12 protein-coding genes are annotated in these 12,774 nt (G+C 52.6%); all 12 read left to right on the top strand.

Features of this window, described 5'->3' with window-relative positions:
* The first annotated feature begins 1 nt into the window (after nucleotide 1).
* The 12 genes from QN359_RS01930 to QN359_RS01875 all read left to right on the top strand — a co-directional run bounded on the left by QN359_RS01930 (nucleotide 2) and on the right by QN359_RS01875 (nucleotide 12,770).
* Complete coding sequence (locus QN359_RS01930; RefSeq protein WP_322249037.1) at nucleotides 2-478, top strand: NADH-quinone oxidoreductase subunit B family protein; 477 nt, start codon at nucleotides 2-4, stop codon at nucleotides 476-478.
* A 29-nt stretch (nucleotides 479-507) separates the two neighbouring features.
* The gene (locus QN359_RS01925) at nucleotides 508-1,104 is read left to right on the top strand and encodes an NADH-quinone oxidoreductase subunit C (protein ID WP_322249036.1); all 597 of its coding nucleotides are present in this window, start codon (nucleotides 508-510) and stop codon (nucleotides 1,102-1,104) included.
* Nucleotides 1,104-2,357: an NADH-quinone oxidoreductase subunit D gene (locus tag QN359_RS01920; protein WP_322249035.1), complete on the top strand. Its 1,254-nt coding sequence runs from the start codon at nucleotides 1,104-1,106 to the stop codon at nucleotides 2,355-2,357. The genes QN359_RS01925 and QN359_RS01920 overlap by 1 nt, the downstream gene beginning before the upstream one ends.
* A 33-nt stretch (nucleotides 2,358-2,390) precedes the next feature.
* Nucleotides 2,391-2,879: an NADH-quinone oxidoreductase subunit NuoE gene (gene nuoE, locus QN359_RS01915; RefSeq protein WP_322249034.1), complete on the top strand. Its 489-nt coding sequence runs from the start codon at nucleotides 2,391-2,393 to the stop codon at nucleotides 2,877-2,879.
* Nucleotides 2,879-4,174, top strand: a complete 1,296-nt coding sequence (gene nuoF, locus QN359_RS01910) for an NADH-quinone oxidoreductase subunit NuoF (RefSeq protein WP_322249033.1) — start codon at nucleotides 2,879-2,881, stop codon at nucleotides 4,172-4,174. Before nuoE ends, nuoF begins: the two co-directional genes overlap by 1 nt.
* Nucleotides 4,175-4,206: 32 nt before the next feature.
* Nucleotides 4,207-6,507, top strand: coding sequence for an NADH-quinone oxidoreductase subunit NuoG (gene nuoG / locus QN359_RS01905; protein WP_322249032.1), 2,301 nt, complete (start codon nucleotides 4,207-4,209; stop codon nucleotides 6,505-6,507).
* Nucleotides 6,507-7,577 (top strand): NADH-quinone oxidoreductase subunit NuoH, encoded by a 1,071-nt coding sequence (gene nuoH, locus QN359_RS01900; RefSeq protein ID WP_322249031.1) that lies wholly within the window; start codon nucleotides 6,507-6,509, stop codon nucleotides 7,575-7,577. The genes nuoG and nuoH overlap by 1 nt, the downstream gene beginning before the upstream one ends.
* Before the next feature lie 12 nt (nucleotides 7,578-7,589).
* Nucleotides 7,590-8,078 carry an NADH-quinone oxidoreductase subunit NuoI gene (nuoI, locus tag QN359_RS01895; protein ID WP_322249030.1) on the top strand — a complete coding sequence of 163 codons (489 nt, stop codon included), beginning with the start codon at nucleotides 7,590-7,592 and terminating at the stop codon, nucleotides 8,076-8,078.
* Between the two features lie 16 nt (nucleotides 8,079-8,094).
* On the top strand, nucleotides 8,095-8,724 hold the full coding sequence (locus QN359_RS01890; RefSeq protein ID WP_322249029.1) for an NADH-quinone oxidoreductase subunit J: 630 nt from the start codon (nucleotides 8,095-8,097) through the stop codon (nucleotides 8,722-8,724).
* Nucleotides 8,724-9,035, top strand: coding sequence for an NADH-quinone oxidoreductase subunit NuoK (gene nuoK / locus QN359_RS01885; RefSeq protein WP_322249028.1), 312 nt, complete (start codon nucleotides 8,724-8,726; stop codon nucleotides 9,033-9,035). Before QN359_RS01890 ends, nuoK begins: the two co-directional genes overlap by 1 nt.
* 106 nt (nucleotides 9,036-9,141) lie before the next feature.
* Nucleotides 9,142-11,250 (top strand): NADH-quinone oxidoreductase subunit L, encoded by a 2,109-nt coding sequence (gene nuoL, locus QN359_RS01880; RefSeq protein WP_322249027.1) that lies wholly within the window; start codon nucleotides 9,142-9,144, stop codon nucleotides 11,248-11,250.
* Between the two features lie 26 nt (nucleotides 11,251-11,276).
* Nucleotides 11,277-12,770: an NADH-quinone oxidoreductase subunit M gene (locus tag QN359_RS01875; protein ID WP_322249026.1), complete on the top strand. Its 1,494-nt coding sequence runs from the start codon at nucleotides 11,277-11,279 to the stop codon at nucleotides 12,768-12,770.
* Nucleotides 12,771-12,774: the final 4 nt, after the last annotated feature.

Here is a 12,774-nt window from a genome sequence, read left to right as displayed (position 1 = left end):
TATGTCGATTGAAGGTGTATTGAACGAAGGCTTTGTCACGACGACGGCCGATAAGCTGATCAACTGGACGCGTACCGGTTCGCTGTGGCCGATGACATTCGGTTTGGCTTGCTGTGCAGTTGAAATGATGCATGCCGGTGCTTCGCGTTACGATCTCGATCGCTTCGGTGTCGTGTTTCGCCCGTCGCCGCGGCAGTCGGATGTGATGATTGTGGCTGGAACCTTATGTAACAAGATGGCCCCAGCTTTGCGTAAAGTGTATGACCAAATGGCTGAGCCGCGCTGGGTAATCTCCATGGGTTCCTGCGCTAATGGTGGTGGTTATTATCATTATTCTTACTCTGTGGTGCGTGGTTGTGACCGTATTGTCCCAGTCGATATCTATGTGCCAGGGTGTCCGCCGACGGCTGAAGCGCTGATTTACGGTATCATTCAGCTCCAAAACAAGATCAAACGTACTAACACCATCGCCCGCTGAGCGTGTGATTGCGAAGGCAGCCTTTAAATATGACAAGCAAAATAGAAAAACTCGAGGCCGCGCTACATGTCGTCTTGGGTGCGCGCATCGCAGAGCTTAGTAATGCGCTCGGTGAGCTCACCGTCGTCGTTTCGTCGGCAGATTATCTGCAAGTGATGCGCGACTTGCGTGATCACGCTGACACGCATTTTGAGCAATTGATCGATTTGTGTGGTGTTGATTACTCGACTTACGGTGATGGTATTTGGGATGGCGCGCGTTTCGCGGTCGTCACGCATTTGTTATCGGTCAAGCATAATTGGCGTTTGCGGGTGCGCGTGTTTGCCACTGATGATGAGATGCCGCTGGTCGCCTCCTTGATCGATGTCTGGAATGCCGCCAATTGGTATGAGCGCGAAGCTTTCGATTTATTCGGTATTCTGTTTGATGGGCATAACGATTTGCGTCGTATTTTGACTGATTACGGTTTCATCGGTCATCCATTCCGCAAAGATTTCCCAGTCTCCGGGTATGTGGAAATGCGCTACGACGCCGAGCAAAAACGGGTCGTCTATCAGCCGGTCACGATAGAGCCGCGCGAAAACACGCCGCGCGTGATTCGTGAAGAACATTACGGGATGAAATAATGGCTGAGATTAAGAATTACACCCTCAACTTTGGTCCGCAACATCCGGCTGCGCATGGTGTATTGCGTCTGGTGTTGGAGCTCGATGGCGAAGTGATACAGCGGGCCGATCCGCATATCGGTTTGCTGCATCGCGCGACCGAGAAATTGGCCGAGCAAAAAACTTATCTGCAGTCGGTGCCCTATATGGATCGGCTCGATTACGTGTCGATGATGGCCAACGAGCACGCCTATGTGATGGCGATAGAAAAAATGCTCGGTTTGGAAGTGCCAATGCGCGCGCAATACATTCGCGTGATGTTCGATGAAATCACCCGCGTACTCAACCATTTGCTGTGGATCGGTGCGCATGCGCTCGACGTCGGCGCGATGGCGGTGTTCTTGTATGCCTTCCGCGAACGTGAAGATTTGATGGATTGTTATGAGGCGGTGTCAGGTGCGCGTTTGCATGCTGCTTACTATCGTCCGGGCGGCGTGTATCGCGATTTGCCTGAGCAAATGCCACAATTCACGGCATCGGCATTGAAAAACGCCAAAGCCATGCGTGAACTCAATGAAAATCGCCAGGGTTCCCTGCTCGATTTCATCGAAGATTTCACCAATCGTTTTCCAAAATATATCGACGAATACGAAACTCTGCTGACCGATAACCGTATCTGGAAGCAGCGTTTGGTTGGTGTCGGCGTCGTCTCGCCTGAGCGTGCGCTGGCCATGGGCTTTACCGGTCCTATGCTGCGCGGTTCCGGCATAGAGTGGGATTTGCGCAAGAAACAACCGTATGAAGTCTACGATTTGCTTGATTTCGATATCGCTGTGGGCGTCAATGGCGATAGCTACGATCGATATTTGGTACGCGTGCAAGAAATGCGCGAATCGAACCGTATCATCAAGCAATGTGTTGAGTGGTTGCGTAATAACCAAGGGCCAGTGATTTCTGCGAACCATAAAGTTGCTCCGCCGCACCGTGTTAATATGAAATCGAATATGGAAGAGTTGATTCATCACTTCAAACTTTTTTCCGAAGGCTTTCATGTTCCTCCTGGTGAAGCGTATGCGGCGGTTGAGCATCCTAAGGGTGAATTTGGTATTTATTTGATGTCTGATGGGGCCAATAAGCCATACCGTCTGAAGATCCGTGCGCCAGGTTATGCGCATCTGCAGGGTCTCGATGAAATGGCTAGGGGTCACATGATTGCTGATGCGGTAACGATCATCGGTACTCAAGATATTGTGTTTGGTGAGATTGACAGATAAGAACGCCTTTTTGGCGTTGATTTGAGGCGAGCTATGGTGTTATCCGAGCAGGCATTTAAAAAAATTGATCGCGAACTCGCGAAGTTTCCGGCTGACCAGCGGCAATCTGCTGTGATGGCCGCTTTGGCTATTGCGCAAGATGAAACCGGCTGGTTGCCACCGGAAATCTTGCAAACTCTGGCTGATTACATCGGCATGCCCGCTGTTGCAGTGCAGGAAGTAGCGACGTTTTACAATATGTACAATACCAAACCGGTCGGCAAATTCAAGATTTCGGTCTGCACCAATTTGCCGTGCGCTTTGTCGGGTGGGGAGCGCGCTGCGCACTACCTGAAACAAAAGCTCGGTATCGATTACCGCGAAACCACGGCCGATGGCCAGTTCACGCTGGTCGAAGGTGAGTGTATGGGCGCGTGCGGCGATGCGCCGGTCATGTTGGTCAACAATAAACGCATGTGCAGCTGGATGTCGAATGAAAAAATCGATGGCCTGGTCACTGAATTGAAAGAAGCGGGTAAATAATGACGAGTCTGCATAATCGCCATATTCAGCCTTTGATCTTGGCTGGCCTTGATGGAAAAAACTGGCATCTGGAAGACTATGTCGCGCGCGGTGGTTACGCTTCGCTCAAACGTATTTTGTCGGAAAAAATCACGCCGGAACAAGTCATCGCCGAACTTAAAGCGTCTTCGCTGCGCGGTCGCGGCGGTGCCGGTTTTCCTACCGGTTTGAAGTGGAGTTTCATGCCGCGTCAATTTCCGGGCCAAAAATATCTGGTCTGTAATACCGACGAAGGCGAGCCGGGTACATTCAAAGACCGCGACATCATTCGCTACAACCCGCATGCTTTGATCGAAGGTATGGCCATCGGCGCTTACGCCATGGGTATCACGGTCGGCTACAACTATATTCACGGTGAAATTTTCGCCGACTACGATCGTTTCGAAGAAGCGCTCGAAGAAGCGCGCGCCGCCGGCATGCTCGGCGATCGCATCGCCGGTTCGGAATTTTCCTTCCAACTGCATGCTTTCCACGGTTACGGTGCCTACATCTGCGGCGAAGAAACGGCTTTGCTGGAATCTTTGGAAGGCAAAAAAGGTCAACCGCGCTTCAAGCCGCCATTCCCGGCCAGCTTCGGCCTGTATGGTAAGCCGACCACGATTAACAATACCGAAACCTTCGCTGCCGTGCCGTTTGTGCTGGCGATGGGTGGTGAAAAATACGCTGCCATCGGTAAGCCGAATAACGGTGGCACCAAGATTTTCTCGATGTCGGGCGATGTCGCCAAGCCGGGTAATTACGAAGTGCCAATGGGTACGCCGTTTGCCACGCTGTTGGAACTTGCCGGCGGCATGCGCGATGGTAAAAAAATCAAAGCCGTCATTCCAGGTGGATCATCGATGCCGGTCTTGACCGGTGAGGTCATGATGGCCACCGACATGGATTACGATTCCATCGCCAAGGCCGGCTCTATGCTCGGCTCGGGCGCGGTAATTGTGATGGACGAGACGCGCTGCATGGTCAAATCCTTGTTACGTTTGTCTTACTTCTATTTTGAAGAATCCTGCGGTCAATGTACGCCGTGCCGTGAAGGTACAGGTTGGCTTTATCGTTTGGTTCACAGAATCGAACACGGTCAAGGTCGTCCGGAAGATCTCGATATGCTCAATTCGATCGCAGACAACATACAGGGCAAGACAATTTGCGCCCTCGGTGATGCTGCAGCGATGCCAGTACGCGCTTTTATCAAGAATTTCCGCGAGGAATTTGAATATCACATCGAGCATAAGCATTGCTTGGTTCCCACTTACATGTAAGCCAGCTTCGGTTAGCACACACAGAGTAGACCATGGTTGAAATCGAAATAGACGGCAAAAAAGTCGAAGTCCAAGAGGGCAGTATGGTGATGGATGCGGCCAATAAACTTGGCACATACATCCCCCATTTTTGCTACCACAAAAAATTATCCATTGCGGCCAACTGCCGCATGTGTCTGGTCGAGGTTGAAAAAGCACCGAAGCCTTTGCCTGCCTGCGCCACTCCGGTAACGGCTGGCATGATCGTTCGCTCGAACAGCGATAAAGCGGTCAAGGCGCAAAAAGCAGTGATGGAATTCCTGCTCATCAACCATCCACTCGACTGCCCGATCTGCGATCAGGGTGGCGAATGTCAGTTGCAAGATCTGGCGGTCGGTTACGGCGGTGTCAGTTCGCGTTACGAAGAAGAAAAACGCGTGGTGTTCCATAAAGATGTCGGTCCGCTGGTATCGATGGAAGAAATGAGCCGTTGCATCCACTGCACGCGCTGCGTACGCTTCGGTCAAGAAATCGCCGGTGTGATGGAATTGGGCATGCTCAATCGTGGCGAACATTCGGAAATCACTTCCTTCGTCGGTAAAACCGTCGACTCCGAATTGTCCGGCAATATGATCGACCTCTGTCCGGTCGGCGCATTGACATCCAAGCCTTTCCGTTATTCGGCTCGTACTTGGGAATTGTCGCGCCGTAAATCGGTCAGCGCCCATGACGGTCTCGGTTCGAATCTGATCGTGCAAGTCAAGAATAATAAAGTCATGCGCGTGGTGCCGTTGGAAAACGACGACGTCAATGAATGCTGGATTTCCGATAAAGATCGTTTCGCTTACGAAGGCTTGAACAGCGCCGAGCGTTTGACCAAGCCGATGATCAAGCAGGGCGGTCAATGGCAGGAAACTGACTGGCAAACCGCGCTCGAATACGTCGCCCATGGTCTGCGTAACGTCAAGCACGAACACGGTGCCGACGCGATTGCCGCAGTCGCCGCGCCACATGCTACCTTGGAAGAATTGTCCTTGTTGCAGCGCGTCGTGCGCGGTCTCGGTTCAAGCGCCGTCGATTTCCGTCTGCGTCAATCTGATTTTTCTTTGAACCCGCAAGTCACCCCTTGGCTGGGCACCTCGATTGCCGAATTCGCGCAATTGAAAAATGTCTTCGTCATCGGTTCCTTCTTACGCAAAGATCATCCTTTGTTGGCGGCGCGTTTGCGCGCTTCGGTCAAAATGGGCAGCAAGCTCAGCATCCTGCATGCGAGTGACGATGAACTGTTGATCAAATTGGCTAACAAAGCCATCGTCGCACCATCGCAATGGACTGCCTTTTTAGCAGAAGTTGCGGTCGCTGTGGCACAGAAAAAACAAGTGGCGGTTCCGGCCGGTTTTGCAGCGATCACTGCCGGTGCTGTAGCCGACAAAATTGCTGACAGCCTGATCGCCGGTAAAGCCGGTGTCTTCCTCGGCACCACGGCGGCACACCATCCGCAAGCGGCGCAATTACATGCCTTGGCTGAATGGATTGCGAGTCAAACTGAAGCCAGCTTCGGCTACCTCGGTGAAGCAGCGAACAGCGTCGGTGGCTATCTGGCCAACGCCGCCGGTGGCACGGAAGCGGCATTTACTGCGCCGAAAAAGGCCTATCTGGTATTGCATGCCGAACCGACTCTCGACAGCGCTTATCCGCTGCAAGCCAAAGCCGCCTTGGCACAGGCCGAGATGGTGGTAGTGCTGTCGCCGTTCAAGCACGGCATGGATTATGCCGACGTCTTGCTGCCGGTTGCGCCATCGACTGAAACTTCGGGTACCTTCGTCAATTGCGAAGGCCGCGCCCAGAGTTTCCACGGTGTCGTCAAACCGCTCGGTGATACTCGCCCGGCTTGGAAAGTCTTGCGCGTACTCGGTAATTTGCTCGGCTTGGCTGAGTTTGATTTCGATACCTCAGAAGCAGTACGCGACGCCATTTTGGCGCAAGGCGAACTGAGCGCACGCTTGAATAATCGTGCCGGTCTCGCACCGAGTGTGCCGACTGCTGCGGTGGCCGGTCTGGAACGCCTCAGTAATGTGGCGATCTACGCGACCGACGGCGTGGTACGCCGTGCCGAATCTTTGCAGAAAACTGCCGATGCGCGCGCCCCGATCGCCGCCATCAGCAGCGCTTTGGCGACGCAACTTGGTGTGGTCGAAGGCGATATGCTTAAATTCAGTAAAGGTGCGGCGATTTTGCTCAATGTTCATATCGATGCCGGCTTGCCGGATCAGGTTGTCCGACTCGCCGCCGGCCTTGAGCGCAGCGCCAATCTCGACGGTTTGTTCGGTACCATCTCCGTGGAGCGTGCATAATGAGTTTGCTGCTGACGATACAAGACTTCGGTCAACACTTGTTCGGTTACGTTTGGCCGTTGGTTTGGACGCTGGTGAAGATCATTTGCATCACCTTGCCTATCATGGGCTGTGTAGCGTATCTGACTTTATGGGAACGCAAGATGATAGGCTGGATGCACATCCGCCTCGGCCCTAACCGCGTCGGTCCAGCCGGTCTGCTGCAACCTATCGCTGACGCCTTGAAGCTCTTGCTCAAGGAAATCATCGTTCCGGCCAAAGCCAATAAGGTGCTCTTCATTATCGCTCCGGTGATGACCATCATGCCGGCTCTGGCTGCATGGGCGGTGATCCCGTTCGGCCCGGAAACGGTACTGGCGAATGTGAATGCCGGTTTGTTGCTGATCATGGCGATCACTTCCATGGAAGTGTACGGCATCATCATCGCCGGCTGGGCCTCGAACTCGAAATACGCCTTCCTCGGTGCCATGCGCGCCTCGGCACAAATGGTGTCGTATGAAATCGCGATGGGCTTCGTGCTCGTCATCGTGCTGATGGTGTCAGGCAGTTTGAACATGACCGATATCGTCAACTCCCAGACGCATGGCCGCTTCGCCAGCATGGGCCTCAATTTCCTGTCATGGAATTGGTTGCCATTGTTGCCGGTGTTTGTGATCTACGTTATTTCCGGCATCGCTGAAACCAATCGCCATCCATTCGACGTCGTCGAAGGTGAGTCAGAAATTGTCGCCGGTCATATGGTCGAATACTCGGGTATGTCGTTCGCGATGTTTTTCTTGGCCGAATACGCCAATATGATACTGATCTCGGCCATGGCATCCCTGATGTTCCTTGGCGGTTGGGCCGCACCGCTCGACTCGATTGTCTTCAATTGGGTACCAGGCTGGATCTGGCTGGGTATGAAAACCTTTGTGGTGGTATCGCTGTTCATCTGGGCGCGTGCTTCGTTCCCACGCTATCGCTATGACCAGATCATGCGTCTGGGTTGGAAAGTGTTCATCCCGTTGACTTTGGTGTATCTGGTGTTCGTCGCCGCATGGATGCAAACCTCCTGGAATATTTGGAAGTAAGAGGCTAGAAAAATGGAAGCAATCAAGGATTTTTTTGGCAGCCTGATGCTGCGCGAACTGCTCAAGGGGCTGGCTCTGACCGGTCGCTACATGTTTGCCCGCAAAATCACTGTCCAGTTCCCAGAAGAAAAAACACCGCAGTCGCCGCGGTTCCGTGGCTTGCATGCGCTGCGCCGTTACCCGAATGGCGAAGAACGTTGCATCGCCTGTAAATTGTGCGAAGCTGTGTGCCCGGCCATGGCGATCACGATCGAATCCGAGCAGCGCGAAGACGGTAGCCGCCGTACCACGCGCTACGATATCGATCTGACCAAGTGCATTTTCTGCGGCTTTTGCGAAGAGTCTTGCCCGGTCGATTCCATCGTTGAAACCCATGTGCTCGAGTATCATGGTGAGAAACGCGGCGATCTGTACTTCACCAAAGAAATGTTGCTCGCCGTAGGCGATCGTTACGAACCGCAAATCGCTGCAGCCCGTGCTGCTGATGCTGCTTACCGCTAATTGGAACGGTTTCAATATGGAATTTACTAGCGCTTTATTTTATGTGTTCGCCGCGATCCTCGTGCTCGCGGCCACGCAAGTCATTACTGCTCGCAACCCTGTGCATGCCGCCTTGTTTCTGGTGCTGTCATTTTTCAGCGCGGCGGCGATCTGGATGTTGTTGAAGGCAGAATTCCTCGCCATCGTGCTGGTGCTGGTATATGTTGGCGCGGTCATGGTCTTGTTTCTGTTCGTGGTGATGATGCTCGACATTAACCTCGACAAACTGCGCATCGGTTTTTGGAGCAGCTTTCCGCTTGCGGCTACGGTCGGTGTGGTGGTGGTGCTGGAAATGTCGGCGGTGTTGTGGCGTGGTTTCTTGCGTCCTGATAATCGCGTACCGGCCGCTGCCGATACCATTGGGAACACCAAAAACCTCGGTATCGTGATTTTTACGCACTATCAGCTCGCTTTTGAAATCGCCGCTTCGATACTGCTGCTGGCTATCGTTGCAGCCGTCGCCTTGACTTTGCGTCGTCGTAAAGACACCAAGGCCATCGATCCGGCACAGGCTGTCAAAGTGAAGAGCAAAGATCGCGTACGTATCGTCAAGATGCAAGCCGATTCCGATCGCGCGCGTGCTGCCACAACTAAACTGGAAGGCTGATGATGGCTTTGACTCTGACCCATTACCTGATACTCGGCGCGATACTGTTCGCCATCTCCATCGTCGGTATTTTCCTCAACCGCAAAAACATCATCGTTTTGCTGATGGCGATAGAACTGATGTTGTTGGCCGTGAATATCAATTTCATCGCGTTTTCGCATTATCTCGGCGATGCGGCCGGCCAGGTATTCGTATTCTTCATCCTGACGGTGGCAGCGGCTGAATCGGCCATCGGCTTGGCAATTCTGGTGGTCTTGTTCCGTAATCTCGACACCATCAATGTCGAAGATCTGGACGCACTCAAAGGTTAATGCGCGCGCCGGTTTTCGCAAGAGCCGGCGTCATGCGTTCGTGATTTAAGAAGTATCAAGCTCAAGGCATTAAGCTGACAGCATCAAGCTAACAAAAAGGGTCATCATGGCGGGGCAACTTAACCCACAACTATTATTGGCGGTACCTCTGGCGCCACTGGCAGGCTCTGTCATTGCCGGTTTACTGGGCACCAAGTTTTTCGGCAACCTGGTCGGACGTAAAGTCTCGCATACGGCGACGATATTAGGCGTACTCATCGCCTTCATCATTTCCTGCATGACGCTCAGTGACCTGCAGAATGGTGCGCCGGTCTACAACGCCAGCTTGTATCAGTGGATGCAAGTAGCCGGCCTGAAACTCGAAGTCGGCTTTCTGGTCGATAATCTGACCGCGATGATGATGTGTGTCGTCACTTTCGTCTCCTTGATGGTGCATATTTACACTATCGGTTATATGGCCGAAGATGAAGGTTACAACCGCTTCTTCTCGTATATTTCGCTGTTTACGTTCTCGATGCTGATGCTGGTCATGAGCAACAACTTCCTGCAATTGTTTTTCGGCTGGGAAGCGGTTGGTTTGGTCTCGTATTTGCTGATCGGTTTTTGGTATACCAAGCCGACCGCGATTTACGCCAATATGAAAGCTTTCTTGGTTAACCGCGTCGGCGATTTTGGTTTCATCCTCGGCATCGGTTTGATCTTGGCTTATGCCGGTTCGATGGATTACGCGGAAGTATTTGCCAAAAAAGAAGAATTGGCCAAGCTGCTGTTGCCAGGTACTAACTGGATGCTCATTACCGTCGCTTGTATCTGCCTGTTCATCGGTGCGATGGGTAAGTCGGCGCAATTCCCGCTGCACGTCTGGTTGCCTGATTCGATGGAAGGTCCGACCCCGATTTCTGCGCTGATTCATGCCGCCACCATGGTGACGGCAGGTATCTTCATGGTTTCTCGCATGTCGCCGCTGTTTGAATTGTCTGACACTGCCTTGTCGTTCATCTTGGTGATCGGTTCGATCACCGCGCTGTTCATGGGTTTCCTCGGCATCATACAAAACGATATCAAACGCGTCGTCGCCTACTCCACACTCTCGCAACTCGGTTACATGACGGTCGCGCTCGGTGCGTCGGCTTACTCGGTTGCGGTATTCCATTTGATGACCCATGCGTTTTTCAAGGCCTTGCTGTTCTTGGCGGCCGGTTCGGTCATCATCGGTATGCACCATGATCAAGACATCCGCAACATGGGTGGTTTGCGTAAATATATGCCGATCACCTGGATCACTTCTTTGCTCGGTTCGCTGGCACTGATAGGCACGCCGTTTTTCTCGGGTTTCTATTCGAAAGACAGCATCATCGAAGCGGTGCAAGCTTCGCATTTGCCGGGTGCTGGTTTTGCGCAATTCGCCACGCTCGCCGGTGTGTTCGTCACCGCCTTCTATTCGTTCCGTATGTATTTCTTAGTCTTCCATGGCAAAGAAAACTTCGGTCATGCCCATGCCCATGAGGCCAAGCACGATGTCAAGGCCGCCGCTAAGCACGATGCGCACGCCAAACACGATGCCCATGGCCATGATGCGCACGACGATCATGCCGCGCACGATGAACACCACGGTTTGGCACCAGGTCAAAAACCGCATGAATCACCATTCGTGGTGTGGTTCCCGCTGGTGATGCTGGCGATTCCTTCGGTGATCATCGGTTTCTTCGCGATCGAACCGATGTTGTTCGGCAGCTTTTTCACCAATGTCATCGCCGTCAATGAAGCGCATCAAGCGATGGAAGAGTTGAAACACGAATTCCATTCGCCGATCGGTATGGCAATTCATGCCTTGTCCAGTCTGCCGTTTTGGTTGGCAGTGGCAGGTGTGGCCAGTTCGTATTACTTCTACATGGTCAAACCGGCGATACCAACGGCGATCAAGAAGCATGCCGGTGCGATTTACACTTTGCTCGAGAATAAATATTACCTCGATCGTTTCAATGAAATCGTATTTGCCGGCGGTGCTCGCCTGCTTGGCGGTGGTCTTTGGAATATCGGCGACAAAGCCTTGATCGATGGATTCGTCGTCAATGGCAGCGCAAAATTGGTCGGAGCGATTTCACGTGTGATTCGCTTGTTCCAAAGTGGTTATATCTATCACTATGCTTTTGTAATGATTTTGGGCGTGTTGGGGTTCCTTGTGTACTTCATGCCATTCCCGTTTGCTAAATAAGTGACCTCGGCTATAAAAATATAATCATGATGCAGTCAACTTCCTCCTTACTCAGCCTGGCGATTTGGTGTCCGATCGCGTTCGGTATTTTTGTCCTGGCATTCGGCCGCGACAGCCATCCTGGAATAGTGCGCGGCGTGGCCTTGATCGGCTCGCTGGCGAGCTTTCTGGTCACGCTGCCGCTGATCTCCGGTTTCAATAACAGTGCCCATGGCATGCAATTCGTTGAAAAATTCTCGTGGGTAGAGAAATTCAACATTTTTTATGCGCTCGGTATCGACGGTATCTCGCTCTGGCTGATTCCGCTGACGGCGTTTATCACCGTTATCGTCGTCATCGCCGCTTGGGAAGTCGTGGAAAAGCAGGTGGCCCAATACATGGGGGCTTTCCTGATCTTGTCGGGCTTGATGATAGGCGTGTTCTGCGCCACCGATGGCATGCTGTTCTATGTCTTCTTTGAAGCGACACTGATCCCGATGTACATCATCGTCGGCGTCTGGGGTGGTCCGAACCGCGTGTATGCAGCGTTCAAGTTCTTCCTCTACACCTTGCTCGGTTCTTTATTGACCTTGGTAGCGATTATCTATCTCTACATCAAAGCCGGCCATTCTTTCGATATTCTGGCTTGGCATGCTTTGCCTTTGCCGCTGTCGACCCAGATCATGCTGTTCTGCGCTTTCCTCATGGCCTTCGCCGTGAAAGTACCGATGTGGCCAGTGCATACTTGGCTGCCGGATGCCCACGTGGAAGCACCGACCGGTGGTTCAGTCGTCTTGGCCGCCATCATGCTCAAGCTCGGTGCTTACGGTTTCTTGCGCTTCTCTTTGCCGATCGCACCGGACGCCAGCCATTATATGGCCGGCTTCATGATCACGCTCTCGCTGATTGCCGTGATTTACATCGGTCTGGTCGCCTTGGTACAAGCCGACATGAAAAAATTGGTGGCGTATTCATCGATTGCGCACATGGGCTTCGTCACACTCGGTTTCTTCATGTTTAATGACATGTCGGTGCAGGGCGCGATCGTACAAATGATTTCGCATGGTTTCATCTCTGCCGCCATGTTCCTGTGTATCGGTGTCTTGTATGACCGCGTGCACTCACGTCAAATCGTCGACTACGGCGGCGTGGTTAACAGAATGCCGAAATTTGCTGCCTTATTTGTCTTGTTTTCCATGGCTAACTGCGGTTTGCCAGCGACTTCCGGTTTCGTCGGCGAATTCATGGTGATACTCGGTGCGGTACAGTTCAATTTCTGGATCGGTATGCTGGCAGCGACTGCCTTGATTTTAGGCGCAGCGTATTCTTTGTGGATGGTCAAGCGCGTCGTGTTCGGTACCATAACCAACGACCATGTGGCACATCTGAGCGATATCAATAAACGCGAGTTTTTCATGCTCGGCGTGCTGGCAATTGCGGTCATTGCAATGGGTCTGTACCCAGCGCCATTTACCGATGCCATGCAGGTCAGCGTGACTGATCTGTTGAAGCATGTGGCGACTTCCAAGTTACCGCTCTGATAGT

Origin of the sequence: Undibacterium sp. 5I2 (genome assembly GCF_035019605.1) — a bacterium.
Lineage (GTDB): Bacteria > Pseudomonadota > Gammaproteobacteria > Burkholderiales > Burkholderiaceae_D > Undibacterium.
Note: the sequence above shows the minus strand (reverse complement) of the source record. Positions and strands in the feature narration are given on the sequence as shown.

What these genes read in the sequence shown, in the direction of transcription:
- QN359_RS01930 (WP_322249037.1), top strand. Translation starts at nt 2, where the DNA reads ATGTCGATTGAAGGTGTATTGAACGAAGGCTTTGTCACGACGACGGCC.
- QN359_RS01925 (WP_322249036.1), top strand. Translation starts at nt 508, where the DNA reads ATGACAAGCAAAATAGAAAAACTCGAGGCCGCGCTACATGTCGTCTTG.
- QN359_RS01920 (WP_322249035.1), top strand. Translation starts at nt 1,104, where the DNA reads ATGGCTGAGATTAAGAATTACACCCTCAACTTTGGTCCGCAACATCCG.
- nuoE (WP_322249034.1), top strand. Translation starts at nt 2,391, where the DNA reads ATGGTGTTATCCGAGCAGGCATTTAAAAAAATTGATCGCGAACTCGCG.
- nuoF (WP_322249033.1), top strand. Translation starts at nt 2,879, where the DNA reads ATGACGAGTCTGCATAATCGCCATATTCAGCCTTTGATCTTGGCTGGC.
- nuoG (WP_322249032.1), top strand. Translation starts at nt 4,207, where the DNA reads ATGGTTGAAATCGAAATAGACGGCAAAAAAGTCGAAGTCCAAGAGGGC.
- nuoH (WP_322249031.1), top strand. Translation starts at nt 6,507, where the DNA reads ATGAGTTTGCTGCTGACGATACAAGACTTCGGTCAACACTTGTTCGGT.
- nuoI (WP_322249030.1), top strand. Translation starts at nt 7,590, where the DNA reads ATGGAAGCAATCAAGGATTTTTTTGGCAGCCTGATGCTGCGCGAACTG.
- QN359_RS01890 (WP_322249029.1), top strand. Translation starts at nt 8,095, where the DNA reads ATGGAATTTACTAGCGCTTTATTTTATGTGTTCGCCGCGATCCTCGTG.
- nuoK (WP_322249028.1), top strand. Translation starts at nt 8,724, where the DNA reads ATGATGGCTTTGACTCTGACCCATTACCTGATACTCGGCGCGATACTG.
- nuoL (WP_322249027.1), top strand. Translation starts at nt 9,142, where the DNA reads ATGGCGGGGCAACTTAACCCACAACTATTATTGGCGGTACCTCTGGCG.
- QN359_RS01875 (WP_322249026.1), top strand. Translation starts at nt 11,277, where the DNA reads ATGATGCAGTCAACTTCCTCCTTACTCAGCCTGGCGATTTGGTGTCCG.